Raw genomic sequence first — 23,970 nt, forward strand, 5'->3', positions numbered from 1 at the left:
CGTAGTTTCTTTATTCTCGTTGTATTATGTATATAGTAGGTCTTTTATGTAGATCTATTTCTTCTTTTTTCCATTCTTCAATGGTTTTAGTGGCAATGAATTCGGTAGTAAGTGTGATGTCGCATGCAATACACAATCGGGTATTGGGGTGTAGCATAGATGTTAGGTCTGCGAACATTTTGTCATTTCTGTATGGTGTTTCTATAAATATTTGAGATTGGTTCCTTTCTAGTGAGATTTTTTCTAAATGTTTGATGGTAGATTTTCTCTCATTTTTGTCAATAGGTAAATACCCATTGAATGTGAAATTTTGTCCATTCATTCCACTGCTCATCATAGCTAATAAAATAGAGGATGGGCCAACAAGTGGTGTTACAGGGATACCTTTTTCATGGGCTATTTTTACAACTTCTGCTCCAGGATCAGCGATTCCTGGGCAACCTGCGTCTGATAGTAGTCCTATTGATTCCCCGTTAAGACAAGGGGTCAGGTAGCTTGGGATTTCTGAAGTATCAGTGTATTTATTAACCGTGTGTATGACAAGAGAGCGTTGAGATTTGCTAGGGCTTACTTTTTTTATAAACCTTCTGGCGGGTTTTTCGTTCTCTACAATGTAATGATTTACTTGTTCTAGTACTTTTTTAATGGATATTGGTAGAACTTCTAAGGGGACATCGTCTCCTAGCCGAGTTGGTATTAAGTATAATTTTCCTTTGGGATCTAGGGGTTTAAGCTCCATAGGTTTATAAGTGGTTTTTAGTATAGTTTTTTAATGTTTAGGTGATAGGTTGTGTCTTTGTTTTTGTTGATTGCACACTAAAATAATATTATTTTTTTATTGTTATTGATTATGACGCTATTATTTGTGTTTGTAGTATTTGTTTCTGGGGTATGAGATGTTTTGGTGTTTTTATATGGGTAGTGTTGTTTTGAGAGTGATGAGAGTAAAGCGTTATTTTTGTAGTTAATTGCTTTTTTGCAATCTTAAAGCTATATTTTCGCAAGCTTCATCAAGCATTCGAAAAACATCTTCAAAGCCTTGTTCACCGCCATAATATGGATCTGGGACATCGAGATTTTTATTTGGATGAAGTTCGTTGAGAATGTGATTAACTTTGGTTCTATCTTCTTCGTTATTCGTGAGTTTAATAATGTTTTGGTAGTTAGAGTGATCCATTGCGTAGATGTAATCGTAGGTTTTGAAATCACTTGCCTTAAATTGAGCTGCGCGTTGACTTGCTATGTCTATGCCATGTTTTTTGGCTACATCAATAGATCTTGTGTCTGGTTTATTGCCAATATGGTAGCTACTTGTACCGCAGGATTCAACGCTATATTTGTTTAGGTCGAGTTTTGATTTTAAGATTCCTTCTGCTAGAGGGGATCTGCAGATGTTTCCGAGGCATACCATTAGGATTTTGATTTTCATGTTTTTGCTTTGTTATTTGAGTATTCAAAACAGATCATGTATGCATATTTACTGTAAACCCGATGGTGAAATAAAGGGGGTGTCTTATGGTTTGTTTTTTTTGGTAAAATATGCTTAATGTTTATAACGTAAGTTTCTTTCCTAGGTCCTCTACGTATTTTCTAAATTGTTTGTCTGTAGAAGAAAGGTTGTCCACTGTTTTGCAAGCATGAAGAACTGTTGCATGATCTCTCTTGCCAATTTGTGTACCGATACTTGCTAGTGAGGCCTTGGTTAGCTTTTTAGCAAAAAACATAGCTAGTTGACGTGCTTGGACAATATGACGTTTACGTGTTTTGGATTGAAGTGTTTCTACATCCATTTGGAAATAATCACTAACGACCTTCTGAATGTAGTCTATTGATACTTCTCGTTTTGTATTTTTTACGTAGTTGTCTACTATAGTTTTGGCTAAATCTATAGTAATATCCTTTTTGTTAAAAGAAGAATGGGCAATTAGTGAGATAATAGCGCCTTCCAATTCTCTTATGTTGGTTTTTATGTTGTTAGCAAGAAACTCTACTATTTCTTCAGGCATTTCCACGCCGTCACGATATAATTTATTTTTGATAATAGAAATTCTGGTTTCAAAATCTGGTTGATGTAGTTCTGCAGATAGTCCCCATTTAAAACGAGATAATAATCGTTGCTCTATGTCTTGCATGTCAACAGGAGCTTTATCACTTGTTAGGATTACTTGTTTACCATTTTGATGTAAATGGTTGAATATATGGAAGAATACATCTTGAGTTCCTGCTTTGCCTGATAAAAGTTGAATATCATCAACAATAAGTACATCAATTATCTGGTAAAAATGAATAAAATCATTTCTATTATTCTTTTTTACAGATTCAATATATTGTTGAGTGAATTTTTCTGCTGATATGTATAAAACAGTTTTCTCTGGGTAATTATCTTTGATGTTAACACCTATAGCATGAGCTAGGTGTGTTTTGCCTAGACCAACTCCTCCAAAAATAAGTAATGGGTTAAAAGAGGTCCCTCCAGGTTTGTTGGCTACGGCCATACCTGCAGAACGTGCTAATCGATTAGAATCTCCTTCCAAGAAATTTTCAAAGTTGTAACTAGGATTTAATTGAGATTCAATTTTTACATTTCTTATCCCTGGGATAACAAACGGATTTTTAAGTTCTGGGTTTTTACTTTTAATAGGAACGTCAACTTCTTGTGAATTAACCGGAGTGCGATTTGCGCTAGGTATTTTTTCAGTAAATGGTTTTTTGTTACCGTACGTGTTTTCCATTTTGATAACATAAACCAACTTTGCACTTTCGCCTAATTCTCGGGTTAATGAAACTTTAAGAAGATTTACATAATGTTCTTCTAACCATTCATAAAAAAATTTACTAGGAACCTGTATGCTCAGGGCGCTATCTGTAAGTTTTACAGCTTTGATTGGCTCAAACCAAGTTTTAAAAGCTTGGGGCGTGATGTTGTCTTCTATAAAAGACAAACAATTATCCCAAACTGACTGCGCGGTTACATTCATTCTTACTGGTTAGGTTTACTTTTTTTTGTTAAGATACTAAAAAGAAATTGTTGAAAAACTCCTTACTGTTTTTGCACGACAAATATGTGAACAAAAAATGTAAAAAAAAAACGATTTGGGTATTGAATATTAATTATTTTTTTTGCATAATTTGATAGTACTACTTTTAACTTTAATACTAATTTTTGATTATAACAATATGCCAATCACTTCAGAAACCTCATTAAAAGTACGATATGCTGAAACAGATCAAATGGGCGTAGTACACCATGGGAACTATGCACAGTACTTAGAATTAGCACGAATCGATTGGTTGTCCCGATTAGGGATTTCATACAAATCAATGGAAGAAAATGGTGTTATACTTCCTGTGTTTACATTAGACCTTAAATTTAAGAAATCTGCCTTCTTTGACGATAATTTGACTGTTAAAACTTCATTGAGGAAAATTCCTACAGTTAAAATAATTTTTGACTATGAAATTTACAATCAAAATCAAGAATTACTAACAATCGCTTCTACAACTTTGGTCTTTGTTAATGATAAAACAAGAAAACCTACTTCATGTCCTCCTTATTTACTTGAAAAAATAAAAAATTATTAACCCTCTATTCTTTTAATTTCTATTTCATACAACGGGGAGAAAATGTCTTTTATTTTATCAGAGATCTTTTTTCTTACAGAAATATAAATTTTGCAATTAAGTTCTAACTCTTGTTTGTTGATTTTCAGTTTGTTTTCTTTTATGATACGCATGACTTTATTCATGTCTTTGTATTCAAAAATAATAACATAATTGATGTTGATAGTTTTTTCTATAATGTTAGATGCTTCTAGGGCTAATTGAGCTGCGGTTCTATAGGCGTTAATTAGTCCGCCTACTCCTAGTTTTACACCGCCAAAATAACGTACAACAACGATTAATATGTTAGTAACCTCAAATGATTGAATTTGTCCATATATAGGCTGTCCGGCAGAATTAGAAGGCTCACCATCATCGTTAGAACGATATCTTGGGTTTTCTGTGCCAATTTGCCAGGCATAACACCAATGTCGTGCAGAGTGATGTTGTTTTTTAAGGCGTTCCAGGATCTGTTTTGCGTCCTCTTCGGATATAATAGGAAATGTGTATCCAAAAAATTTACTGTTTCGATCTTTGAAAAGAACCTCGTTTCCTGAAGTGTTAATCGTTTTATAGGTGTCGTTTATGTCCAATTTGATCTTGCTATATAGAAAAGGCTACCAAAATTATACTCAATATAGCTAAAATGATCCCAATCCAATTTTTAAGAATTAATTTTTCTCTAAAAAATAAAATTCCAGCAATCGTTGAAACTAATAAAACGGCTACATTATTAATTGTAAAAACAGTAGAGCTATCCATACTGTCATGACGCAATGCTTTTATTAAAAAATAAATAGAAAAATAATTTGGTATTCCTAATCCGATTCCGGCAATAATATTTTTAATTGAAATCTTAAATTTCCCTAATATAGCTTTATATAGTATTGTAAATACTCCTACAATTGCTGCAAATCCGAAAATAGTTGCTGAAAAAACAGGAACATCATTTTGAGCTACATAATGTGTTTCTAAGAATTTTAGACTAGTATCTATAATACCACTTCCAATAAAAACAAGTAATGGGAAGATTAGATTTTTTCTTGTTATTGAAACTCCATCAGGAGTTTTCATAGAGGTTAAGTATACCGCTATTAGAGCAATAAGGATTCCGATTATTTTTAGAATACCTGTGCTTTCTTGGTAAGCTATAATACCAAATACTATAGGTATAGCTAAGCTCATTTTGGTCGCAACTGCTGCAACAGAAAGTCCGTTTCTTTGTGTTGTGACAGCCATAAGGTTGAAAACAGAAATAAAAACAATACCTAATATCATTGCTCCATAAAACCATCCTTCTTTTGATATTGTAACTATATCCACCGGTTCTGAATATGCTATAATTCCTGAAACACAAGCAACTACATAGTTTACAATAATAGCTTGTAAAGTGTCTACATTGTATCTTGAGAATAACTTGAAGATTATAAAAATCAAGCTTGAAGCTAAAACGCTAAGAATTAAATAGATCAAAATATATTAGATTTTATAGTAAATAAGTTTGTAATGTCCTCGGTTTTTGGATTGTTATTCCATACATGAATACCTAATTTTTTAGCTGAATCAGTGTTTTCCTTTGTGTCATCAATGAATAATGTTTCTAAAGGGTTTAATTGATGTTGCTCTAAAACAAATTCAAAAATAGACGTATCAGGTTTTCTTAAACCAATTTCATGTGATAAATAAAAGAAATTAAAACATGACTTAAATATATTGTAAAAAGAAACATGTTCTTTAATCCAGTCAATGTGCAATTCATTTGTATTGCTTAGCAAGATTAATGTATATTTTTTGGAGATAGATAAATTCCGAATGAATTGTAACCGATGCTCTGGGAAATCAAGTAATATGGCATTCCAGGCATTAATGATTTCTTTTTTTGTAGCATTGGTAAGTATTGTTTGAAAGGCATTAACGCATTCTGATGTAGATAACTTTCCTGTTTCATATGCGATATTGATTTCTTGTATTTGTGGAGGAGAGATTTTGCCTAAGAGCGAAAGTTCTTTTTGTATGGCAGGTTTGTCTAGATTGATAAAGACATCTCCAAAGTCAAAAATTATAGTCTTAATCATTATAGTATGTCCTTAAAGTGTCATTTTCTATTTTGGTTTCAGATGCTATATGTCCATTAAGTATAGGGCTTTTTATTCCAGAATCGAAGGTAGTATCCCCAGTAAAAACTCTTGCTTCATCCCAGAGTTCGCTATCAATAAATGATTGGATAGTAAACGTACCGCCCTCTATGATTATTGATTGTATATTATGATGATAAAGGATGTCGCATATTTTTTTTGTTAGTGAGTTTTTCGAATCAATAGTTTCATAAATGAGATGATGATGATTTTCTTGTCTGAATTTTTCAGAAGTGATTGTAATAGTTTTTACCGTTTGATCTAATATAGAAGAGTCAATAGGTATTTTGCCAGATCTATCTATGACCACTCTTGTAGGGTTTATACCTGACCAATGTCTTATTGTGAGTTTTGGATTATCTTTTATTACGGTTTGATTGCCTACCAAAATAGCTTGCTCTTCTGCTCTCCATTTGTGTACTAATTGCCTTGAATAAGGATTAGTAATCCATACAGGTTCTCTTTTGTTGGTTAGAGCAGGAGCCACGTAACCATTTCTAGTTTCTGCCCATTTTAATATAATGTAAGGGCGTTTTTTGTTATGGAAAGTAAAGAAACGTTTATTTAATTCCAGGCACTCTTTTTCCAGGACACCTACAATTACATCGCAACCTGCATTCATCAATTTTTTGATTCCGGCACCTGATACTTTCGCAAAAGTATCTATAGTGCCAATAACTACCTTTTTAATTCCTTTTTCGATAATAAGATCACTGCAGGGAGGAGTTTTTCCATAATGACTGCACGGCTCAAGACTTACATAAATTGTAGCATCTTTTAAAAGAGAAGGGTTTTTGACAGAAGCTATAGCATTTACCTCTGCATGTGGTTTTCCTGATTGATAATGCCATCCTTCACCAATAATTATATCATTATGTACAATAACGCTACCTACCAAGGGATTAGGATAGGTTGTTCCCAGTCCGTTTTTGGCTAACTGGATACATCGTCTTATATAGTTTTCGTGTTTTGTCACTTTTACAATTCACAAAAATAAATAAAACTATGCGTTTTGAAACCTTTTGGGACTAGTTAATAGTGATGTTTTGTGAAATTATCTTTTAACATCGAAAACATATTTAATATGTTCTTTATTTTGGTCTTTTTCTGGATTCCATTTGATACGAACTATTTGAGTTTCTTTGGAAGGGAATATTTTTTCATTTACTCCGTGTAAAGCAATAAAAACAACACATTTTGAAAAATAATCTTTTTCTACATCTTTACCAATTGAAGAGATTTTGAGTGTAATTTCATTAGTACCGTTTTTAATAAGTTCCTGAGCTTCATTATTGAAAAACCTAGAGCTTTCTTTATTGAACTCATGTAATTTTTTGCCATTTAAATAAATTTCACCTTTGACTCCAGTAGCAGTTTCACCTTGAAGTTGAAAATATTTAAAAGCTTCTTCTTTTATTGGAATGATTTTTATGATTTTAGGTTCATTCTGACTTAATTTTATTGTGCTAAAAGAAGTGGTGGTACAGAGTGTGATTGTGATTAAAATAGAGTTTAGTATTAATTTTGTCATTTTGTGTTCTATATCTGTTAATGTAAAATCGAGCATTAACTAACTTATAATGTTATATGCTATTTGTAAAGATCTATATAAGGTATTCAAAAAGGAACACTGTTTCCAGTGAAAAATAGATGTTTTTAGATAGGAGACACTTTTATTTTATAGAAATGTCTTGAGTCTTATCAATAGCATATGGATAAGAGAAGTTTCCTAAATGGTATCGAATTATACCTTTATATTGAATAGAAAGAGAATCGGTTTGTATTACTTTGAGAACACTACCGAGAATACTGTTTTTATTGTCTTTATATACTTTAGAAAGAGAAACCGTACCTTCTAGAGGTATGATAAATTCATTTTTAGAAGGGACATCAAATTCTTGTGCAGAAATTGTACCTACATCTATATTATCAACAAAAATATGGACATCTTCAATAGAAAGTTTCCCTTTTAAGTGGTTTGGATTGTTGAAAACAGCATCAGCTTTAAGTGTTATATTACGCACACTAATATTTTTAACCATAATATTATCAACGTATTTAAATTTTGGTTGTTTAGAAATAGAACAGCTTGTGATGCTAATAATTATTGTTGATAATAATAGAAATTTCTTCATTGATTCATGGTTAGGTTTAACGTATATTTCAATATCCTTTGATAATAACGTAAAAGTAGTATTTATAATATAATGAGTAATGTCAAAATCCGTCTGTTAGAACCCAAAGATGATAAAGCATTGGCTAGTTTGATACGAAGTGTTTTGGTAGAAATGGGGGTGCCAAAAGTAGGTACAGCATATGAGGATGAATCTTTGGATAGAATGTATGACACTTATAATTATTCCGGAATGCGATATTATGTGGTAGAAGAAAAAGGTGAAATAGTGGGAGGCGCAGGTATAGCACCTTTGCAGGGAGAAACTTCTGATGATATTTGTGAATTGCAAAAGATGTACTTTTTACCCGTTACAAGAGGAAAAGGAATTGGATATAAGATGATACAAACGTGTTTGAGTTATGCAAAAGAGCAAGGGTATACCAAATGTTATTTAGAAACTATGCCGTATATGCAAGCTGCCAGAAAATTATATCAGAAAGTTGGTTTTGTGTCATTAGAAAAACCTATCGGAAATACAGGTCATTACAGTTGCCAGGCATGGATGATAAAAGAGTTATAAATTAAAATAAACTTCCAGTTGAAGATAAAAGACCTAAGAACTAGTTTTGTGAATTCTCTATCCGGACTTTATGATTCTACAGAAATTTTATCCTTTTTTTATTTGCTTTCAGAAGAAATTTTAGGCCTTACCAGAGTGAATGTCGCTATCAATCTAGACAAAATTCTTTCTGATGATGAGATTAGTGATTTTGATGCTGCAAAAAACCGATTACTACACCAGGAGCCTATTCAATATATAATTGGAAAAACTGATTTTTATGGATTGCCTTTTGCGGTAAGTGAAAATGTATTGATTCCCAGGCCAGAAACTGAAGAATTAGTGGATTGGATTATAAAAGACCGCCTTAACTCGAATGATCCAATAGCAATATTAGATATAGGAACAGGTAGTGGTTGTATTGCGATTTCTTTGGCAAAAAAAATACCAGAAGCTAGAGTATACGCAATTGATATTTCAGAACCAGCAATTAAGGTTGCAGAAGAAAATGCAAAATTAAATAAAGTAAACGTTACTTTTATCAAAGCAAATATTTTAGAGACTCAGGATTTATCTATTGATTTTGATGTTATAGTTTCTAATCCACCCTATGTTCGTGAGTTAGAAAAAATAGAAATGAAACCAAATGTGCTTGATAATGAACCGTCAAGAGCTTTGTTTGTGTCTGATGATCAACCATTGGTTTTTTATGAAAAGATTACAAGTTTGGCAAAAAATAAATTAAAAAAGGAAGGGTCGTTATATTTTGAGATTAATCAATATTTGGGTTTAGAAACTAAAGATATGATTGAAAACTTAGGTTTTACATCTGTAGAAATACGTAAGGATTTGTATGGAAATGATCGAATGATAAAGGCTTGTTTCGACTAGTGAGAAGATGTTAAATTGGCCGACATAAATAAGAAAATACAAATCTGGGATTTTTAATAGAAATTATAAGATTTGTAGAGATTCTTTTTTGAGAATTTAAAAGGTATAAATGTATGAATAATCTTAATTCAATTTGTGTATTTTGTGGAAGTAGTGAGGGTAATGATACTAAAGTTATTTCTGAAGCATTTTTATTAGGAGAAAAAATGGCTTTACAAAATATTACTCTGGTGTATGGAGCTGCCAAAATAGGAATTATGGGTAAAATAGCAGAAGGTGCTCTTACTAATAAAGGAAAGGTAGTTGGGATAATTCCCGAGTTTTTGAAACTAAAAGAAGTGGTTCACCTTGGTTTAACAGAGTTGTATACTACAGAGAATATGCATCAACGGAAAATGAAAATGCAAGAATTTAGTGATGGGTTTATTACATTACCAGGTGGGTTTGGAACATTAGAAGAATTGTTTGAAATTATCACTTGGGCTCAGCTTGGTCTGCATCAAAAACCAATAGGCCTATTAAATGTTTCAGGATTTTATAATGATTTACTAGGGCTTTTAGAGAATATGGTTCGAAGAGGTTTTTTAAAAATGGAAAACTACGAACTTCTTATAGTAGAAGATGATATTGATAGGCTATTAGATAAGATGAGGAATTTTAAATCGACAGAAGTTCCAAAATGGTTAAAACCAGAAAGGACATAAAATCTGAAATAGATACTATATAGATAAAATTTAGTAATTTAAAAGAATACTTGTAAAAGGGGAATGATTGTTTTAGTAGTCGAAGGTTGGATTTGACTATTGAACGATATATATAATACAGATGAATACAGAACAACAAATTAATCAACTAAGAGAAGAGCTAAGAAAACATAATTATAATTATTACGTATTAGATGCTGCAGTGATAAGTGATTATGAGTTTGATATGAAACTCAAAGCATTACAAGAATTAGAAGAAAATCATCCAGAGTTTTATGATCCTAATTCTCCAACACTTAGAGTTGGAGGGGAGGTGACTAAGAATTTTGAGACTGTAGTACATGAATATCGAATGTATTCATTAGATAATTCATATTCTAAAGAAGATTTGCTAGACTGGGAAAAACGTATTAAAAAATTAGTTGATGGAGAAGTTAGTTATACATGTGAACTTAAGTATGATGGAGCTTCTATAAGCCTCACGTATGAGGAAGGGAAACTGATTAGGGCTGTAACAAGAGGAGATGGTATTCAAGGAGATAATGTGACTACAAATGTGAAAACCATTAATTCTGTACCGCTAAAATTAAAAGGTGATTTTCCTCCAAAATTTGATATACGTGGTGAAATTGTTTTGCCGTATGAAGGTTTTGCCAAAATGAATCAGGAACGAATTGCAGCAGGAGAAGAACCATATGCAAACCCTAGAAATACAGCTTCTGGTAGTCTTAAACTACAAGATAGTAGTGAGACTGCTAAGCGTCCGCTAGATTGTTTGTTGTATAATATCACGGGAAATAGATTAGGGATAGCGTCTCAGTTTCAAAGTTTGGAAAAAGCAAGAGATTGGGGGTTTAAAGTTCCAGCAGAATCCAAATGGGTAGGTTCAATCGATGAAGTGTTGGATTTTATTGGGTATTGGGATGAGCATCGTCATGATCTGCCATATGAAACTGATGGTGTGGTTATTAAGGTAAATGATCTTCAGCAACAAGAAGAATTAGGTTTTACAGCAAAAGCCCCAAGATGGGCAATGGCATATAAATTTAAAGCAGAACAAGCTTCAACAATACTTCATGAGATAACATATCAGGTAGGGAGAACAGGTGCAATTACACCAGTAGCTAATCTTGAACCTGTGGCTCTTGCGGGAACCACAGTGAAAAGAGCTTCATTGCATAACGCAGATCAGATAGAGAAATTGGATATTCGGGTAGGAGATACTGTTTTTGTAGAAAAAGGAGGAGAGATTATTCCGAAAATAATAGCTGTTGATTTTCAAAAAAGAGATCAGGCTTCAGAACCTACGGTTTATATAACAGAATGTCCAGAATGTCAAACAGAACTTATTCGTAAGGACGGAGAAGCGCAGCATTACTGTCCTAATTATGCAGGTTGCCCTCCACAGATTATTGGTCGCATACAACATTATATTTCGCGTAAAGCGATGGATATAGAAGGATTAGGAGGAGAAACGGTGGCACTGCTAGTAAATGAAGGTCTGATTGCTAATTATGCTGATCTCTATGAGTTAAAAAAGGAACAGGTAATTCCGCTGGAAAGAATGGCAGAGAAGAGTGCCGAAAACCTTATTGTGGGAATAGAAAAGTCTAAAGAAATTCCTTTTGAACGTGTTCTATTCGCCTTAGGAATTCGATATGTAGGAGAAACAGTGGCAAAGAAGTTAGCCAAACATTATAAGTTTATTGATGGTATTATTGCAGCATCAGAAGAAGAACTAGTAAATGTTGATGAGATAGGAATTAAAATAGCTCAGAGTGTTATAGAATTTTTTGCATCTGATGAAAATAAGGCATTGGTTACTAGATTACAACAATATGGTGTTCAGTTAGAGGTTTCTGCAGAAAAACTGGCAAATCAAACAGATACGTTACAGGGTCAGACATTCGTGGTTTCAGGAGTGTTTGAAAAAGTATCTCGTAATGAGCTTAAAAAGCTAATTGAAGATAATGGAGGTAAAGTGTCAAGTTCTATCTCTTCTAAAACTTCTTTTATTGTTGCCGGTGCCAATATGGGACCAAGTAAATTAGAAAAAGCAAAAAAATTAGAAGTTCCTATTATTAGCGAAGACGAATTTCTTGGTAAATTATCATGAAAACAAGAACCCTCATTAAAATATTATTAATTATAACGGGGGGACTTTGCGTGTTAAGTACAGCTATGCAATGGCCGGTTTTAGAATTCTATATAAAACCTACGACGGTGCCATTATTTTTTATGCTGTATTGGTTTAATACAAAGAAGATAGATGTTTTGTTTTTAATGGTTTTATTGCTTTGTTTTTTAGGAGATATATTTTTGTTGACAGATGTGGAGAATAGCTTTATGTATGTTTTGATGAGCTATAGTGTGTGTTACTTGTTATTGTTCTTTTTTTTATATAAAAACTATAAACCGATAGACTATGGCACAACGGATGTTGTTTATTTAAGTGTTTTCTGGGTTGCCTGGACTCTTATCGTATATGAGATTTATGAAGCTATTGAAGGATCAATGGGTGGGATTAAATTTTATGGACTAACGTATTTATTAATATTGTATTTTTTATTTATAGGTGCTGTTTTTCAGTATGTCAATATTAGATCTACTAAGTCATTATGGTTTTTGATCGCGATACTCAATTTTGTTATAAGTGATTCCTGTTTTGCTTTGGATAAGTTTTATATTTCTTCTATAGAATTTGAAATTATAAATTCTATTTATCAGTTATTGGCCGTTTTCTTTTTAGTACAATTTCAAATAGCAAGTCCAGCTCCGTTAAAATTAAATAAGCTTTAATTAAGGTGTTGTGTAGAGTCTTTTTTTGTTTGATTTTTCCCAAAATTTTTGTTCTTGTAAAATTTAGTATATTGTGTAAGGGAAAAAAATGATTGTATAACAAAGTGTTTGGATTTAAAAAAAGTCAAATTTCAAGCACAAAATATAGTTAATGAATGGAGAGAAACTACTAAAGCTTTTAATTTCTTTTTTGATTATCTTACAAGTGCTTGGTTTTGTGTTTGAAAATGAGTTTTTAAACACATACAGTAGCATACTTCTTTTGATATCAATAATCACACTTTATTTCATAAGTACTAGACAGGTACAGGTGTATAAGGTAATCATTCTGTTGATCTTCTTTATACGAGAATTGATTGTTTTTTGTGAAATTGAAGAAGTTGTTAAATTTCAAATAATAGGACATATGATTGCTTATGTTCTAATGTTTTACTTCTTGTATTATAATCATAAGTCATTTAAGTACAATAGAAGGGATGTCTTTACATTGGTGCTAGGTAGTTCTTTATATACTGTTATATTTTTCATAGCATATATGGAGCTAGAAGAACCTATGGGAGAACTCAAAATACTAGGGTTTCTTTATTTATTACTAATTTATATGTTGCTCATAATAGGAGCAATGCATTATATTAATATAAGATCAGAAAAATCACTTTGGTTTTTTTTATCGATGTTAAATTTTGCATTTGGTAATTTCATGTTCTTAATAGATAGGTTTTATCTTGAGTCTTTTGAGCTTAAGTTACTTATGTTGATATGTGAACCCATTGCTCTCGTTTTTTTAGTACATTATATGATAACAAAATCTTTGATTCTTAAGGCTGAAGAGTTTGAAGGTTTTTGATGTTTAATACGAAAGAATTAAGTATTGATGACAGAGAAACTAACATACCGATTATTCTACCTAACAGGAATACTTACTTTGATTGTGTCAATTTTTGCGGAGAAATTGATCATTTTCTTTAAGCCTTCTGTGATTATTTCACTGTGTATTTTATATCTGATAAAAGCAAAACGAAAAAATTACTTGGTTATATTTACAATGCTATTAATTATGGTCTTGGAGATTTTAACTAGTAAAGATTTTATCCGTTACTTTAGAATTCTTAACATTTTACTTTCAGTATACTATATACTTAATATCATTTTACTTTGGAAAAGTTTAAAAAAGATAAAGGTTCAATTCAAGAAAATTTTCACGGTTCAATTGATAATAACTATGTTGCTTATCATGTATGTTCTGTTTTCTGTCGCAGATTTAATTTTACCTCAAGTATACGATCATAAGTTCTATCTTTTTGTATTAATAGCTTGTTTTACTTCTTTTATAGGGCTTTGCTATTATATTTATTTAAATAGTAAAACAATTATCAGTTCTTCCTTAATGGTTGCTGCTTCCTGCTTTTTAATAGTGAATATAGTTACAGCACTTGATAACCTTTATGTTTCTTTAGAGGTGTTTGTGTTAATAATAAACCTATTACAGATTTCGGGTCAATTTTTCTTAATTAAGTTTTTCATAGAACAGCAGAATTTAGTTCCGGTAAATGATGATTATTTCTAAGAGGAAAGCATTAAGGAAATAAATATCTAGTAGTTGAAGTGTAATTTTTTTAAATATTCTTGAAAAAAACAAGCATTACATATTTGTTCTTCTGTCTCACTTTCTTGATGGTTATATGGGTCGCCGTTTTTCTTGATAAATGGTTGTTGATTTATGTAAAGCCATTTGTTCCTTTGTCGTTGGTTTTGTTGTATTTAAAATCAGTAAAAAGGATACGTTTTCTATTTCCTTTAAGTATGGTCATTATTGCTGTCACTGATATTTTAATATATGTAGATTTTGTAAAGTATTATATTCTTATCTCTATACTTATTGCTTTGTTTTATGTCTTGTGCATACTCATGTTAAAGCGCTATGTTAATAAGAAAGATGTTAAATTAAGTATGTTGTTTTCTCCTCCGGTGATAATTAGTACTCTATTAATTGCATATTTAATATTTTCTGTAACCGAATTGGTGTTGCCTAAGATTATAAATGATATTAAAGCTACAGTATTAATAATAGTTAGTGCACTTTTATTCTCTGGGGTAAGTTTTTTTATTTATTTGTCCGATCGTTATGAAAAATCAATTTACCTTTTTATAGCTACATGTTGTACTTTGTTTGTGGATTTTCTCTTGGCTATAAATGAATTTTATTTTTATAATAGGGTATTTACCGTGCTTATTAATATCGCAGAAATAGGGGGGATTTACTTTTTTGTAAGTTTTTTTATTGAAACAAAGCGCATAGATTCATCGTCAAAAGAGGAGGGGCATTTTTAAAATTGTTTCTTCTGGATAAATCAAAGTTTTTATCTGGTGTTTATAATTTATATTCGTAAATATTTTTAGGCTTCAATATCACTAATTAAAGACTTTGATAAAGAATAATAAAAGAAGAGGGTAGTGTTCAAAAAAAACATGCTACAACAATAGGAATCATTTTACCGTTTAAAGATCAGGTTATTTTAATCGAAAAAAATGGGGGCTATTTGGGAATCGATTTAATTGGATATTCGAGAGATTTTGAATCTTTATTTTCTGTAGAACGATATAAGGTTTTATATCGTATTGAAATTCAGGTTGTTCCTTTTGAGTTGTGTGACTTGGTATTTTGGTAAAAACATAAAAGAAAAACTGATGGATAGATATAGATATTCTGGGATGATTTAGTTTTTGATTTTTCTTATATCTTCATAGATGATTGTAAACTGTAAAATAGCTACATTTGTGGCTTATTAATTTTTTTAATAAATGATTTTAAAGGGTCTTAAAAGAAATGCAATAAAGAAAAGTATCGATGCTCATCTAAAGAAAAGAGATGCTGAATCTAGAAGTATTTCTAATCTTAAGACACTAGCAGTTCTTATAGATGCGTCGCATTCTATCAATATTATTTCATTATTGAAACTAGCTAACGAATTAGGAGTTAGTTCTGGGGCGCTTAAAGTAATGGGGTACAAAGAAGATCAAAAAGATATTGAAGATGATAAGGATACGGCTTATTATAATGACAAAAGTTTTGGAGTTAATGGGGCAGTAAAAAGTAGATCTTTGCAAGAATTCATAAATAAAGATTATGATGTTTTGATTAATTTTTATGGAAAAGATAAAATGGAATTAAATTATGTTGCAGCTGCTTCCAAAGCCAAATTAAAAGTAGGTTTTGCAGATGTGGATAATCGAATCAATGATTTAATTATTGGAGCTACAACCGATGATGCTAACCTTTTTATATCAGAGCTTAAGAAATATTTAAAAATTTTACAGATTATATAGTATGAGTACTTTTCTTAGAGGGACAGGTGTAGCATTAGCTACTCCTTTTAATATAGATGGTTCAATAGATTATCAAGGAGTAACTTCTCTTGTTAATTTTTGTATAGAAGGTAAAGTAGAGTATTTAGTGGTTTTAGGAACTACTGCAGAATCGGTTACTTTAACCAAAGAAGAAAAGAAGAGTTTAATAACTCATATCATAGAAGTGAATAATAAAAGACTTCCTCTGGTAATTGGTGTGGGAGGTAATAATACTTCAGCTATTCTTGATGAAATGAAAGAGGTTAATGTTTCAGAATTTGATGCGATTCTTTCTGTTGTTCCTATGTATAATCGACCAACTCAAGAAGGGATTTATCAACACTATAAGGCTATAAACGATGCGGCAAAATTACCAGTATTGCTGTATAATGTGCCTTCTCGAACAGGAACAAATATGACAGCAGACACAACATTGCGTTTGGCTCAATTAGATAATATTATTGGTATTAAAGAGGCTGTTGGTGATTTTACACAGGTGTTGAAGATTATCAAAGATAAACCAAAAAACTTTCTTGTAATTTCTGGAGATGATGCTCTGGCTTTACCAGCTGTTGCTGCTGGAGGGGATGGTGTTATTAGTGTAGTGGGACAGGGGTTTCCAGAATCTTTTTCAGAAATGATACGATTAGGGTTGTCTGGAGAAACAAAAAAAGCTTTTGATATTTTATATCAACTTTTACCGGTTCTGGATTATGCTTTTGAAGAAGGAAACCCTGCCGGAATAAAGCATGTTTTGAAGGTAAAAGGAGTATGCGATGATTATGTGCGTTTACCATTAGTAAAAGTATCACAAAGCTTATCTCATAAAATAAAAGAGTATATTGAAGATTAATAGTTTTCATAGTAATGGCTAAAAGAATAAAAGATCCGGGAATAGGTAAGTCCTCAAATAAACACGCCAAACGATTTATAAATCAAGATGGATCTTTTAATATAAAACATGTCAATAGACCTAGTTCTTTATCAGAGAGTTATAATTACTTAATTAGTATTAGTTGGACAAAATTCTTTCTTTGGGTAGTACTAGGGTATACTTTGATCAATTCTATATTTGCACTTATTTATACTCTATTTGGAATTTCTAATATTGCGGATCCGACAGGTAATTTTTTTAGAGATTTTTTAAAAGCATTCTTTTTTTCGGCACAAACAATTACTACTGTTGGTTATGGAGCTATGGCTCCAAAAGGATTGCTTTTTGGAATTATATCTTCTTTTGAAGCGCTTATAGGATTACTGAGTTTTTCATTTATTACAGGATTGTTATATGGTAGATTCTCTAAGCCTAGAGCCAATATTAGATTTAGTAACACTATAGTTCTTCGAGAACACAATGAAGTATATTCTATTATGTTTAGATTGATGAGTAGAAGTACTAATGTAATGATTCGGCCCAAAATAGAAGCAACGCTAGCTTTGTCTCAAGAAGATAAAGAAGGGGAGTATGTAAACAGTTTTTATAAATTAAAATTAGAACGAGATTCTATTACCTATTTACCTACAACTTGGACTATAGTTCATCCAATAGATAAGTTGAGTCCATTAGCAAAATTTGAAAGAAAACAACTGCCAGAATTAAACGGAGAAATTCTTATTCTTGTAAGTTATTATGATGAATCTTTTGCTCAAGAAGTGCATCAAGTGCATTCATACGAACTAAAAGATGTAATACAGGGGCAAAATTTTGTTTCTGCATTCTATTATGATGATGAAGGGTATACTATTCTTGACCATAATAATCTTGATAAAACCATAAATAATACAGCACATAAATAGAAAATTGTCCTTCAAAAGGATATGGATGAATCTAAATGTTCTAAAATAGAGAGTGAATAAACTTAATTCTGCAACAAAGCTTTAATTATATAGTTATTGAAATAAGTCAAAATTGTTAAGTTTACAGTAAACTTAGATATATTTTGAGCAATTCTATCCAAAATTAAAGAACAATATATGAGGATAGATGAATTGATGAATTAAAGTTTTTGTAATACGGCAGAAATATATACTTTTGCCAGATGTTTTTTTAGCTATGATGAGATTATTGTATTTATTTGTTTTTGTATTATTTTTAGGGTCTTGTAGTGAGTATCAAAAGGTGCTTAGAGGTGAAGATTTAGCTGCAAAATATAAAACTGCCGAAGAATTGTACAAAAAAGAGAAGTACAAGAAAGCTTTGCGTTTATTCGAACAGATTGTACCTCAATATCGAGGCAAGCCACAAGCAGAAAGAATAATGTACTATTATGCTGATACATACTATCAGTTAGAAGATTTTTATCTTGCGGGATATCAATTTGAGAGATTTGCAAAGTCTTATCCTAAAAGTCAAAAAAGGGAAGATGCATCATATAAAGGAGCAAAAAGTTATTATGAATTATCTCCCAGATATAGTTTGGATCAAGAAGATACTGATAAGGCACTCGAAAAACTTCAGGCATATATAAATACGTATCCTGATAGTGAAAGATTAAAAGAGGCTAATGCTTTAGTGGCTGAGCTTAGAACTAAGAAGGAGAAAAAAGCATATGAAATAGCAAAACAAAATCATCATCGCGAAGATTATAAAGTTGCTATTGCAGCATTTGATAATTATTTGGTTGATTATCCAGGTTCTTCTTTTAGAGAAAAAGTATTATATTACAAGTTAGAATCTGAATACCTTCTTGCTATAGGAAGTTATCAAAGCTTAGTAAAAGAGAGACTTACAGTAGCTCAAGGGTATTATAATAACTATAAGAAGTATTATAAAACTGAAGGTGAATATATTGAAAAGGCAGATGAGATAGGAGAAGATATAAAATCAAGATTAGAACAATTCAAATAGAAAATAAAGTAGAAGATGGATTTGAAAAAAAGTAATGCGCCGGTAAACACAACTACTATCGATAAAAACCGTATAGATCAACCAACAGATAATATCTATGAAGCGATTTCGGTTATATCAAAAAGAGCAACACAAATCAATACAGATATCAAGAAAGAACTTCTTGAGAAATTGGATGAATTTGCTACTTATAATGATAGCTTAGAAGAAATCTTTGAGAATAAAGAACAAATAGAAGTTTCTAAGTTTTATGAAAGATTACCAAAGCCACATGCATTAGCTGTACAAGAATGGTTAGAAGGTAAGATTTATCATAGAAATACAAAGGCAGACACAGAATCTTTATAAATCTATGTCAATTTTAAGCGGTAAAAAGATTTTAATTGGTGTAACCGCTGGTATTGCAGCCTATAAAACAGCTAGCTTAGTTCGTTTGTTTATTAAAGCCGGAGCAGAGGTAAAGGTTATTATGACCCCTGCATCTAAGGACTTTGTGACTCCGCTAACCTTATCTACATTATCCAAAAACCCTGTGTATTCATCTTTCTTTAATGAAGAAGATGAAAATGCAGAATGGAATAATCATGTCGATTTTGGTTTATGGGCTGATTTGATGTTGGTAGCTCCAGCTACAGCTAATACGATGTCTAAAATGGCAACAGGAAATAGTGATAATTTATTACTAGCTACTTACTTATCTGCAAAGTGTCCTGTGTATTTTGCGCCAGCGATGGATTTAGATATGTATAATCATCCATCTACACATCAAACTTTCAAAAAATTACAAGAATTTGGTAATATTATGATTCCTGCAGAGTCGGGAGAATTAGCTAGTGGGTTAGTTGGACAAGGACGTATGGCAGAACCAGATACTATCGTTAAATTTATAGAAAAAGATATTTTAGGAAAGCTTCCGTTAGAAGGAAAAAAAGTTCTTATTACTGCTGGGCCAACCTATGAAGCAATTGATCCGGTTCGATTCATTGGAAATCATTCCAGTGGCAGAATGGGAATCGAATTGGCTAATGTAGCTGCTAATCTTGGGGCTCAGGTGTGTTTGGTTTTAGGACCATCCTCACTTTCTGTTAATCATAGCTTAATCAGAGTGATTAATGTAATCAGCGCAAAAGATATGTATGAAGCGGTGATGTTAGAATATGAGACTTCAGATATAGCTATTGCGTCGGCTGCTGTTGCAGATTATAGACCTAAAAATATATCAAATCAAAAAATTAAAAAGAAAGATACTGCATTTTCTATTGAATTAGAGAGAACAAATGATATCCTTAAATGGATGGGAACAGAAAAGAAACACCAGTTTTTGGTAGGTTTTGCGTTAGAGACTGAAAATGAAGAAGAGAATGCAAAAAGTAAATTAAAAAATAAAAACTTAGATTTGATTGTTCTTAATTCTCTTAATGATAAAGGGGCTGGTTTTAAAGGGCAAACAAATAAAGTGACTCTGATTAATCATAAATTAGGGATTAAAGCGTTTGATCTAAAAACAAAGTCAGAGGTTGCTCAAGATATATTCAATGAAATTAATACGCTAAAAAATGAATAGACTGTTCCTTGTTATCGCGCTTATAGTAAGTTTTGGAGCTAATGCCCAGGAATTTAATGCTACAGTAGTAGTTAATGCCGAGCAAACGGGGAATCCAAATTTACAAGTGTTTAAAACTTTGGAGCGTTCACTAACAGAATTTATTAACAATACAAAATGGACAGATGTAGATTATCGTACAGAAGAACGCATTAATTGTAGCTTTTTTGTCACAATAGTAGGATATGATAATGATGCTTTTACAGCAACTGTTCAGGTGCAAGCTTCACGCCCTGTATTTGGATCCAATTATTCAACTACTATTTTTAATGTTAATGATAAGCAGTTTAGTTTTAATTATCTAGAATTTCAGCCACTAAACTATAATCCAAATAATTTTGAATCTAATCTGATTTCTGTTGTTGCATTTTATTTATATACTATTTTGGGGGTGGATGCAGATACTTTTGAAATGAATAGTGGTACATCGTATTACGAAGAAGCAAAAAATATCGTAGGAAATGCGCAAAGTAGTAATACGTTGGGGTGGCAACGAGAACAAAACCCTAATAGATTTAGGCTTAACGATGATCTTCTGTCTAATACGTATGAAGGGTATAGGAAAGCGATGTATACTTATCATAGAGAAGGGCTGGATGTAATGCATAATAATTTAAAAGAAGGTAAAAAAACAATTACTGAAGCAATGAAGTCGTTGGAAGATGTTCATAATACCAGGCCAAATTCATATATAATGCGAGTGTTTTTTGATGCCAAAGCAGATGAAATAGCAAGCGTTCTTTCCGGTGGGCCTTCTGTAAATATTGCCGAAACAATTCAGATACTCAATAAAATTGCTCCTACTTATGGAGATAATTGGAAAGAAATTAAATTCTAAGAATACTTTTATTTTTGTTGGGTTTACTTCAGGTGTTTTTGATAATTATGTTACAAATTTTGTCCGTTTAAAAAAATAAAAGCAACAGATGTTTTTTTTAAAAACTATAGTATCTTTACTTTTTTAAAACAATAAATATTTCTATCCCTTGCTTAAAGGTCTTTCGATAAAAAACTTTGCGTTAATAGAACAACTACAGGTATCTTTTGATTCTGGTTTGATAACTATTACTGGAGAAACTGGAGCCGGTAAATCTTTATTACTTGGTGCTTTAGGATTACTTCTTGGTAAAAGAGCAGATTTAAATAGTGTTAAAGATAGTTCTCAAAAATGTGTAATAGAAGGCGTGTTTTCTGTAGCAAAGTATAATCTAAAATCTTTTTTTGAAAAAGAAGAACTTGATTATGAAGATGAGACTATAATAAGACGAGAAATATTACCTTCAGGTAAATCAAGAGCTTTTATAAATGATACACCTGTTACTCTGCAATCCCTTGCTTCACTAGGAGTAAGATTGATAGATATACATAGTCAACATCAAACTTTAGAGGTCACTACAAACGATTTTCAATTTGAAGTTTTGGATGCCTTGTCAGGAGCAGATCGAGAAATAGAATCATACAAAAGAGGACTTAAGCTATTAAAAGAAAAAGAAAAAGAGGTACATACGCTTATTGCTAGTCAAGAAGAATTTACCAAAGAGTATGAATATAATGCTTTTTTACTCAAAGAATTGAAAGAAGCAAAATTAAAACCTGATGAGTTAGAAGAGCTAGAAACGCAATATGAACGGCTAAACAATATAGAAGAAATTCAAGAACGATTATCCGGTTCGATTGCTATAGTTTCTTCAGAAGAGGTTGGGGTATCTGATCAATTAAATACGATTAAGGCTAATCTATCAAAAATAGAATCATATTCTGGTTCTTTAAAAGAGCTATCAGGACGAATCGATAGTGTATATATAGAATTGGAAGATATATATGCTTCGTTGCGAGATGAATTTGATAAGCTTGAAGCAGATCCTCAACAATTGCAAGCAGCAAGTGAACGATTACAGTTGTTGCATAATTTACAGATAAAACATAATGCCTCTGGTATCAATGAATTAATTAGTTTGACAGAGGTGTTGCAGGAAAAAGTAGCTAAAACAGAATCACTTACTGAAGATATAGAAAAAATTAAAGAAGAGATACTAGTTGTTCAAGCTCAGCTGGATAAAGTAGCAGAGAAGATTCATGAGAAACGAAATAAAGCACTTCCTAAGCTGATAAAAGAATTAGAGGATATTCTTAAAGCCTTAGGGATGTCTAATGCTACTTTTCAAGCTTCTCTAGAATTACAGGATAAATATTTAACTAATGGAAAAGAACTCTTAACATTTCTATTTTCTGCTAATAAAGGAGGGGCGTTTGGAGAACTTAAAAAAGTGGCTTCAGGCGGGGAGTTATCAAGAATAATGATTGCAATTAAGTCAATTCTTTCTAGATACGCTCAATTGCCTACTATTATTTTTGATGAGATAGATACAGGAGTTTCTGGTGAAATAGCGCATAAAATGGCAGATTTGATGATGAATATGAGTAAAAATCTTCAGGTTTTTAGTATTACTCATTTACCTCAGATCGCAGCCAAAGGACAAAGTCACTACAAAGTTTACAAAGAAGACCTTAATAATTCTACAATTACACAGCTTAAATTATTAAGCAAGGAGGAGCGAATAAGAGAAATTGCCGAAATGATAGGAGGAAAAGATATTTCTGATTCGGCATTGACTCATGCAAAAGCGTTGATACAGTAAAGTTAATAGTATTAGATTAAGCTGAATATGAAAAAACATGTTCTTAATTGGTTAAAAAACAGGTTTTTAAAACTTTGGCTCGTGTATTTCATCGATTATTTGCAGAATAAACCGATGAAATGATTGTTTTTTATCGATTTTAACAGTATGCCCACTATTTGTCTCTATTTATTTTGTAGTTTGCAAGCGTAGTTCCCAAATCTACAAACCCCCAAATTATGAAATCACCTATTAGAGTAATCTACATTGCTTGCATGGTAATGTTATTTTTTTCGTGTTCCTCAGAAAATGTTGATGATGATTTAAATTCTCCTATCAAAGAGTTTACTGTTCCAGAAGTAAAATCCATTGAGGTTGAAATTTTAGAGCGTATAAATAATTACAGAGCATCTATTGGATTATCTGTTCTGGAGACCTTGGATATTGTGAAATCACAAGCATATAGTCATACTGAGTATATGATTAAAGAAAATCAAATTTCTCATGATTACTTTCATGCTCGTAAATCATATCTCCTTACAAATGCAGGAGCAAATTCTGTTGCCGAGAATGTTGGTTATGGATATTCTTCAGCAGAATCTGTAGTCAATGCATGGATAAAAAGCGATAGCCATAGAGAAACAATAGAAGGTGATTTTACGAATTTTGACATTTCAGCAGAGCAAAATGAGGATGGGGTTATGTATTTTACAAATATTTTTATTAAAAAATAAAAAAATACTATCTAG

Annotated in this window: 27 protein-coding genes; 18 read left to right on the plus strand and 9 right to left on the minus strand. The window is 31.6% G+C overall.

Going from position 1 to position 23,970, the window contains the following annotated elements:
• Positions 1 to 10: 10 nt before the first annotated feature.
• The 3 genes from FOF46_RS08285 to dnaA all read right to left on the minus strand — a co-directional run bounded on the left by FOF46_RS08285 (position 11) and on the right by dnaA (position 2,978).
• The gene (locus FOF46_RS08285) at positions 11 to 739 is read right to left on the minus strand and encodes an SAM-dependent methyltransferase (protein ID WP_109439204.1); all 729 of its coding nucleotides are present in this window, start codon (positions 737 to 739) and stop codon (positions 11 to 13) included.
• A gap of 225 nt (positions 740 to 964) precedes the next feature.
• Entirely contained in the window at positions 965 to 1,411 is a 447-nt protein-coding gene (locus tag FOF46_RS08290; protein WP_244299589.1) for a low molecular weight protein-tyrosine-phosphatase, read from the minus strand.
• A gap of 139 nt (positions 1,412 to 1,550) precedes the next feature.
• The gene (gene dnaA / locus FOF46_RS08295; protein ID WP_109439202.1) at positions 1,551 to 2,978 is read right to left on the minus strand and encodes a chromosomal replication initiator protein DnaA; all 1,428 of its coding nucleotides are present in this window, start codon (positions 2,976 to 2,978) and stop codon (positions 1,551 to 1,553) included.
• A gap of 199 nt (positions 2,979 to 3,177) precedes the next feature.
• Between dnaA and FOF46_RS08300 the strand changes: the two genes are divergently transcribed.
• Positions 3,178 to 3,582 carry an acyl-CoA thioesterase gene (locus FOF46_RS08300; RefSeq protein ID WP_143916133.1) on the plus strand — a complete coding sequence of 135 codons (405 nt, stop codon included), beginning with the start codon at positions 3,178 to 3,180 and terminating at the stop codon, positions 3,580 to 3,582.
• On the opposite strand, the gene FOF46_RS08305 is transcribed toward FOF46_RS08300, so the two are convergent.
• From FOF46_RS08305 to FOF46_RS08330, 6 genes are all read right to left on the minus strand, one after another.
• Positions 3,579 to 4,193: an IMPACT family protein gene (locus tag FOF46_RS08305; protein ID WP_143916134.1), complete on the minus strand. Its 615-nt coding sequence runs from the start codon at positions 4,191 to 4,193 to the stop codon at positions 3,579 to 3,581. The genes FOF46_RS08300 and FOF46_RS08305 overlap by 4 nt on opposite strands.
• Positions 4,194 to 4,203: 10 nt before the next feature.
• Positions 4,204 to 5,073, minus strand: a complete 870-nt coding sequence (locus tag FOF46_RS08310; protein WP_109439199.1) for a hypothetical protein — start codon at positions 5,071 to 5,073, stop codon at positions 4,204 to 4,206.
• Positions 5,070 to 5,675, minus strand: coding sequence for an HAD family hydrolase (locus FOF46_RS08315; protein WP_143916135.1), 606 nt, complete (start codon positions 5,673 to 5,675; stop codon positions 5,070 to 5,072). The genes FOF46_RS08310 and FOF46_RS08315 overlap by 4 nt, the downstream gene beginning before the upstream one ends.
• Positions 5,668 to 6,711, minus strand: coding sequence for a bifunctional diaminohydroxyphosphoribosylaminopyrimidine deaminase/5-amino-6-(5-phosphoribosylamino)uracil reductase RibD (gene ribD, locus FOF46_RS08320; protein WP_143916136.1), 1,044 nt, complete (start codon positions 6,709 to 6,711; stop codon positions 5,668 to 5,670). Before ribD ends, FOF46_RS08315 begins: the two co-directional genes overlap by 8 nt.
• A 78-nt stretch (positions 6,712 to 6,789) precedes the next feature.
• Complete coding sequence (locus tag FOF46_RS08325; protein ID WP_143916137.1) at positions 6,790 to 7,302, minus strand: hypothetical protein; 513 nt, start codon at positions 7,300 to 7,302, stop codon at positions 6,790 to 6,792.
• Between the two features lie 106 nt (positions 7,303 to 7,408).
• The gene (locus tag FOF46_RS08330; protein WP_109439195.1) at positions 7,409 to 7,870 is read right to left on the minus strand and encodes a hypothetical protein; all 462 of its coding nucleotides are present in this window, start codon (positions 7,868 to 7,870) and stop codon (positions 7,409 to 7,411) included.
• A 72-nt stretch (positions 7,871 to 7,942) separates the two neighbouring features.
• Here FOF46_RS08330 and FOF46_RS08335 point away from each other — a divergent pair, with 72 nt between their 5' ends.
• From FOF46_RS08335 to FOF46_RS08405, 17 genes are all read left to right on the plus strand, one after another.
• Entirely contained in the window at positions 7,943 to 8,431 is a 489-nt protein-coding gene (locus tag FOF46_RS08335) for a GNAT family N-acetyltransferase (RefSeq protein WP_109439194.1), read from the plus strand.
• A gap of 18 nt (positions 8,432 to 8,449) precedes the next feature.
• Positions 8,450 to 9,301, plus strand: a complete 852-nt coding sequence (gene prmC, locus FOF46_RS08340) for a peptide chain release factor N(5)-glutamine methyltransferase (protein ID WP_143916138.1) — start codon at positions 8,450 to 8,452, stop codon at positions 9,299 to 9,301.
• A 113-nt stretch (positions 9,302 to 9,414) separates the two neighbouring features.
• Entirely contained in the window at positions 9,415 to 10,005 is a 591-nt protein-coding gene (locus tag FOF46_RS08345; RefSeq protein ID WP_143916139.1) for an LOG family protein, read from the plus strand.
• Positions 10,006 to 10,126: 121 nt separating this feature from the next.
• The gene (ligA, locus tag FOF46_RS08350) at positions 10,127 to 12,121 is read left to right on the plus strand and encodes an NAD-dependent DNA ligase LigA (protein WP_143916140.1); all 1,995 of its coding nucleotides are present in this window, start codon (positions 10,127 to 10,129) and stop codon (positions 12,119 to 12,121) included.
• On the plus strand, positions 12,118 to 12,804 hold the full coding sequence (locus FOF46_RS08355) for a lysoplasmalogenase family protein (protein WP_143916141.1): 687 nt from the start codon (positions 12,118 to 12,120) through the stop codon (positions 12,802 to 12,804). Before ligA ends, FOF46_RS08355 begins: the two co-directional genes overlap by 4 nt.
• A gap of 151 nt (positions 12,805 to 12,955) precedes the next feature.
• The gene (locus FOF46_RS08360) at positions 12,956 to 13,651 is read left to right on the plus strand and encodes a hypothetical protein (protein WP_109439189.1); all 696 of its coding nucleotides are present in this window, start codon (positions 12,956 to 12,958) and stop codon (positions 13,649 to 13,651) included.
• A 956-nt stretch (positions 13,652 to 14,607) separates the two neighbouring features.
• Positions 14,608 to 15,135, plus strand: coding sequence for a hypothetical protein (locus tag FOF46_RS32310; protein ID WP_208746763.1), 528 nt, complete (start codon positions 14,608 to 14,610; stop codon positions 15,133 to 15,135).
• Between the two features lie 209 nt (positions 15,136 to 15,344).
• A complete protein-coding gene (locus tag FOF46_RS32950) occupies positions 15,345 to 15,473 on the plus strand; it encodes a hypothetical protein (protein WP_255412255.1) in 129 nt (42 codons plus the stop codon).
• A gap of 133 nt (positions 15,474 to 15,606) precedes the next feature.
• Entirely contained in the window at positions 15,607 to 16,131 is a 525-nt protein-coding gene (locus FOF46_RS08365; protein WP_235011046.1) for a DUF6913 domain-containing protein, read from the plus strand.
• Between the two features lies 1 nt (position 16,132).
• Positions 16,133 to 17,005, plus strand: coding sequence for a 4-hydroxy-tetrahydrodipicolinate synthase (gene dapA / locus FOF46_RS08370; RefSeq protein ID WP_143916142.1), 873 nt, complete (start codon positions 16,133 to 16,135; stop codon positions 17,003 to 17,005).
• 14 nt (positions 17,006 to 17,019) lie between these two features.
• Entirely contained in the window at positions 17,020 to 17,949 is a 930-nt protein-coding gene (locus FOF46_RS08375) for an ion channel (RefSeq protein ID WP_143916143.1), read from the plus strand.
• Between the two features lie 235 nt (positions 17,950 to 18,184).
• Positions 18,185 to 19,000, plus strand: coding sequence for an outer membrane protein assembly factor BamD (locus tag FOF46_RS08380; RefSeq protein ID WP_333924905.1), 816 nt, complete (start codon positions 18,185 to 18,187; stop codon positions 18,998 to 19,000).
• 15 nt (positions 19,001 to 19,015) lie between these two features.
• Complete coding sequence (locus FOF46_RS08385; RefSeq protein ID WP_109439184.1) at positions 19,016 to 19,348, plus strand: DNA-directed RNA polymerase subunit omega; 333 nt, start codon at positions 19,016 to 19,018, stop codon at positions 19,346 to 19,348.
• 4 nt (positions 19,349 to 19,352) lie between these two features.
• Positions 19,353 to 20,564 carry a bifunctional phosphopantothenoylcysteine decarboxylase/phosphopantothenate--cysteine ligase CoaBC gene (coaBC, locus tag FOF46_RS08390; RefSeq protein WP_143916144.1) on the plus strand — a complete coding sequence of 404 codons (1,212 nt, stop codon included), beginning with the start codon at positions 19,353 to 19,355 and terminating at the stop codon, positions 20,562 to 20,564.
• Positions 20,557 to 21,441, plus strand: a complete 885-nt coding sequence (porD, locus tag FOF46_RS08395; protein WP_109439182.1) for a type IX secretion system protein PorD — start codon at positions 20,557 to 20,559, stop codon at positions 21,439 to 21,441. The genes coaBC and porD overlap by 8 nt, the downstream gene beginning before the upstream one ends.
• Before the next feature lie 148 nt (positions 21,442 to 21,589).
• Positions 21,590 to 23,242 carry a DNA repair protein RecN gene (gene recN / locus FOF46_RS08400; RefSeq protein WP_143916145.1) on the plus strand — a complete coding sequence of 551 codons (1,653 nt, stop codon included), beginning with the start codon at positions 21,590 to 21,592 and terminating at the stop codon, positions 23,240 to 23,242.
• Between the two features lie 218 nt (positions 23,243 to 23,460).
• Positions 23,461 to 23,955, plus strand: coding sequence for a CAP domain-containing protein (locus FOF46_RS08405; protein ID WP_109439180.1), 495 nt, complete (start codon positions 23,461 to 23,463; stop codon positions 23,953 to 23,955).
• The last annotated feature ends 15 nt before the right edge of the window (positions 23,956 to 23,970 follow it).

This window comes from Aquimarina algiphila (assembly GCF_007489275.1).
In the GTDB taxonomy this organism is placed as follows: Bacteria; Bacteroidota; Bacteroidia; order Flavobacteriales; family Flavobacteriaceae; genus Aquimarina; species Aquimarina algiphila.

Excerpts from the sequence above, each read along its gene's own strand:
- FOF46_RS08285 (WP_109439204.1), bottom strand. The coding sequence starts at position 739 with ATGGAGCTTAAACCCCTAGATCCCAAAGGAAAATTATACTTAATACCA.
- FOF46_RS08290 (WP_244299589.1), bottom strand. The coding sequence starts at position 1,411 with ATGGTATGCCTCGGAAACATCTGCAGATCCCCTCTAGCAGAAGGAATC.
- dnaA (WP_109439202.1), bottom strand. The coding sequence starts at position 2,978 with ATGAATGTAACCGCGCAGTCAGTTTGGGATAATTGTTTGTCTTTTATA.
- FOF46_RS08300 (WP_143916133.1), top strand. The coding sequence starts at position 3,178 with ATGCCAATCACTTCAGAAACCTCATTAAAAGTACGATATGCTGAAACA.
- FOF46_RS08315 (WP_143916135.1), bottom strand. The coding sequence starts at position 5,675 with ATGATTAAGACTATAATTTTTGACTTTGGAGATGTCTTTATCAATCTA.
- FOF46_RS08325 (WP_143916137.1), bottom strand. The coding sequence starts at position 7,302 with ATGCTCGATTTTACATTAACAGATATAGAACACAAAATGACAAAATTA.
- FOF46_RS08330 (WP_109439195.1), bottom strand. The coding sequence starts at position 7,870 with ATGAAGAAATTTCTATTATTATCAACAATAATTATTAGCATCACAAGC.
- FOF46_RS08335 (WP_109439194.1), top strand. The coding sequence starts at position 7,943 with ATGAGTAATGTCAAAATCCGTCTGTTAGAACCCAAAGATGATAAAGCA.
- FOF46_RS08345 (WP_143916139.1), top strand. The coding sequence starts at position 9,415 with ATGAATAATCTTAATTCAATTTGTGTATTTTGTGGAAGTAGTGAGGGT.
- ligA (WP_143916140.1), top strand. The coding sequence starts at position 10,127 with ATGAATACAGAACAACAAATTAATCAACTAAGAGAAGAGCTAAGAAAA.
- FOF46_RS08355 (WP_143916141.1), top strand. The coding sequence starts at position 12,118 with ATGAAAACAAGAACCCTCATTAAAATATTATTAATTATAACGGGGGGA.
- FOF46_RS08360 (WP_109439189.1), top strand. The coding sequence starts at position 12,956 with ATGAATGGAGAGAAACTACTAAAGCTTTTAATTTCTTTTTTGATTATC.
- FOF46_RS32310 (WP_208746763.1), top strand. The coding sequence starts at position 14,608 with ATGGTCATTATTGCTGTCACTGATATTTTAATATATGTAGATTTTGTA.
- FOF46_RS08365 (WP_235011046.1), top strand. The coding sequence starts at position 15,607 with ATGATTTTAAAGGGTCTTAAAAGAAATGCAATAAAGAAAAGTATCGAT.
- dapA (WP_143916142.1), top strand. The coding sequence starts at position 16,133 with ATGAGTACTTTTCTTAGAGGGACAGGTGTAGCATTAGCTACTCCTTTT.
- FOF46_RS08375 (WP_143916143.1), top strand. The coding sequence starts at position 17,020 with ATGGCTAAAAGAATAAAAGATCCGGGAATAGGTAAGTCCTCAAATAAA.
- FOF46_RS08385 (WP_109439184.1), top strand. The coding sequence starts at position 19,016 with ATGGATTTGAAAAAAAGTAATGCGCCGGTAAACACAACTACTATCGAT.
- coaBC (WP_143916144.1), top strand. The coding sequence starts at position 19,353 with ATGTCAATTTTAAGCGGTAAAAAGATTTTAATTGGTGTAACCGCTGGT.
- porD (WP_109439182.1), top strand. The coding sequence starts at position 20,557 with ATGAATAGACTGTTCCTTGTTATCGCGCTTATAGTAAGTTTTGGAGCT.
- FOF46_RS08405 (WP_109439180.1), top strand. The coding sequence starts at position 23,461 with ATGAAATCACCTATTAGAGTAATCTACATTGCTTGCATGGTAATGTTA.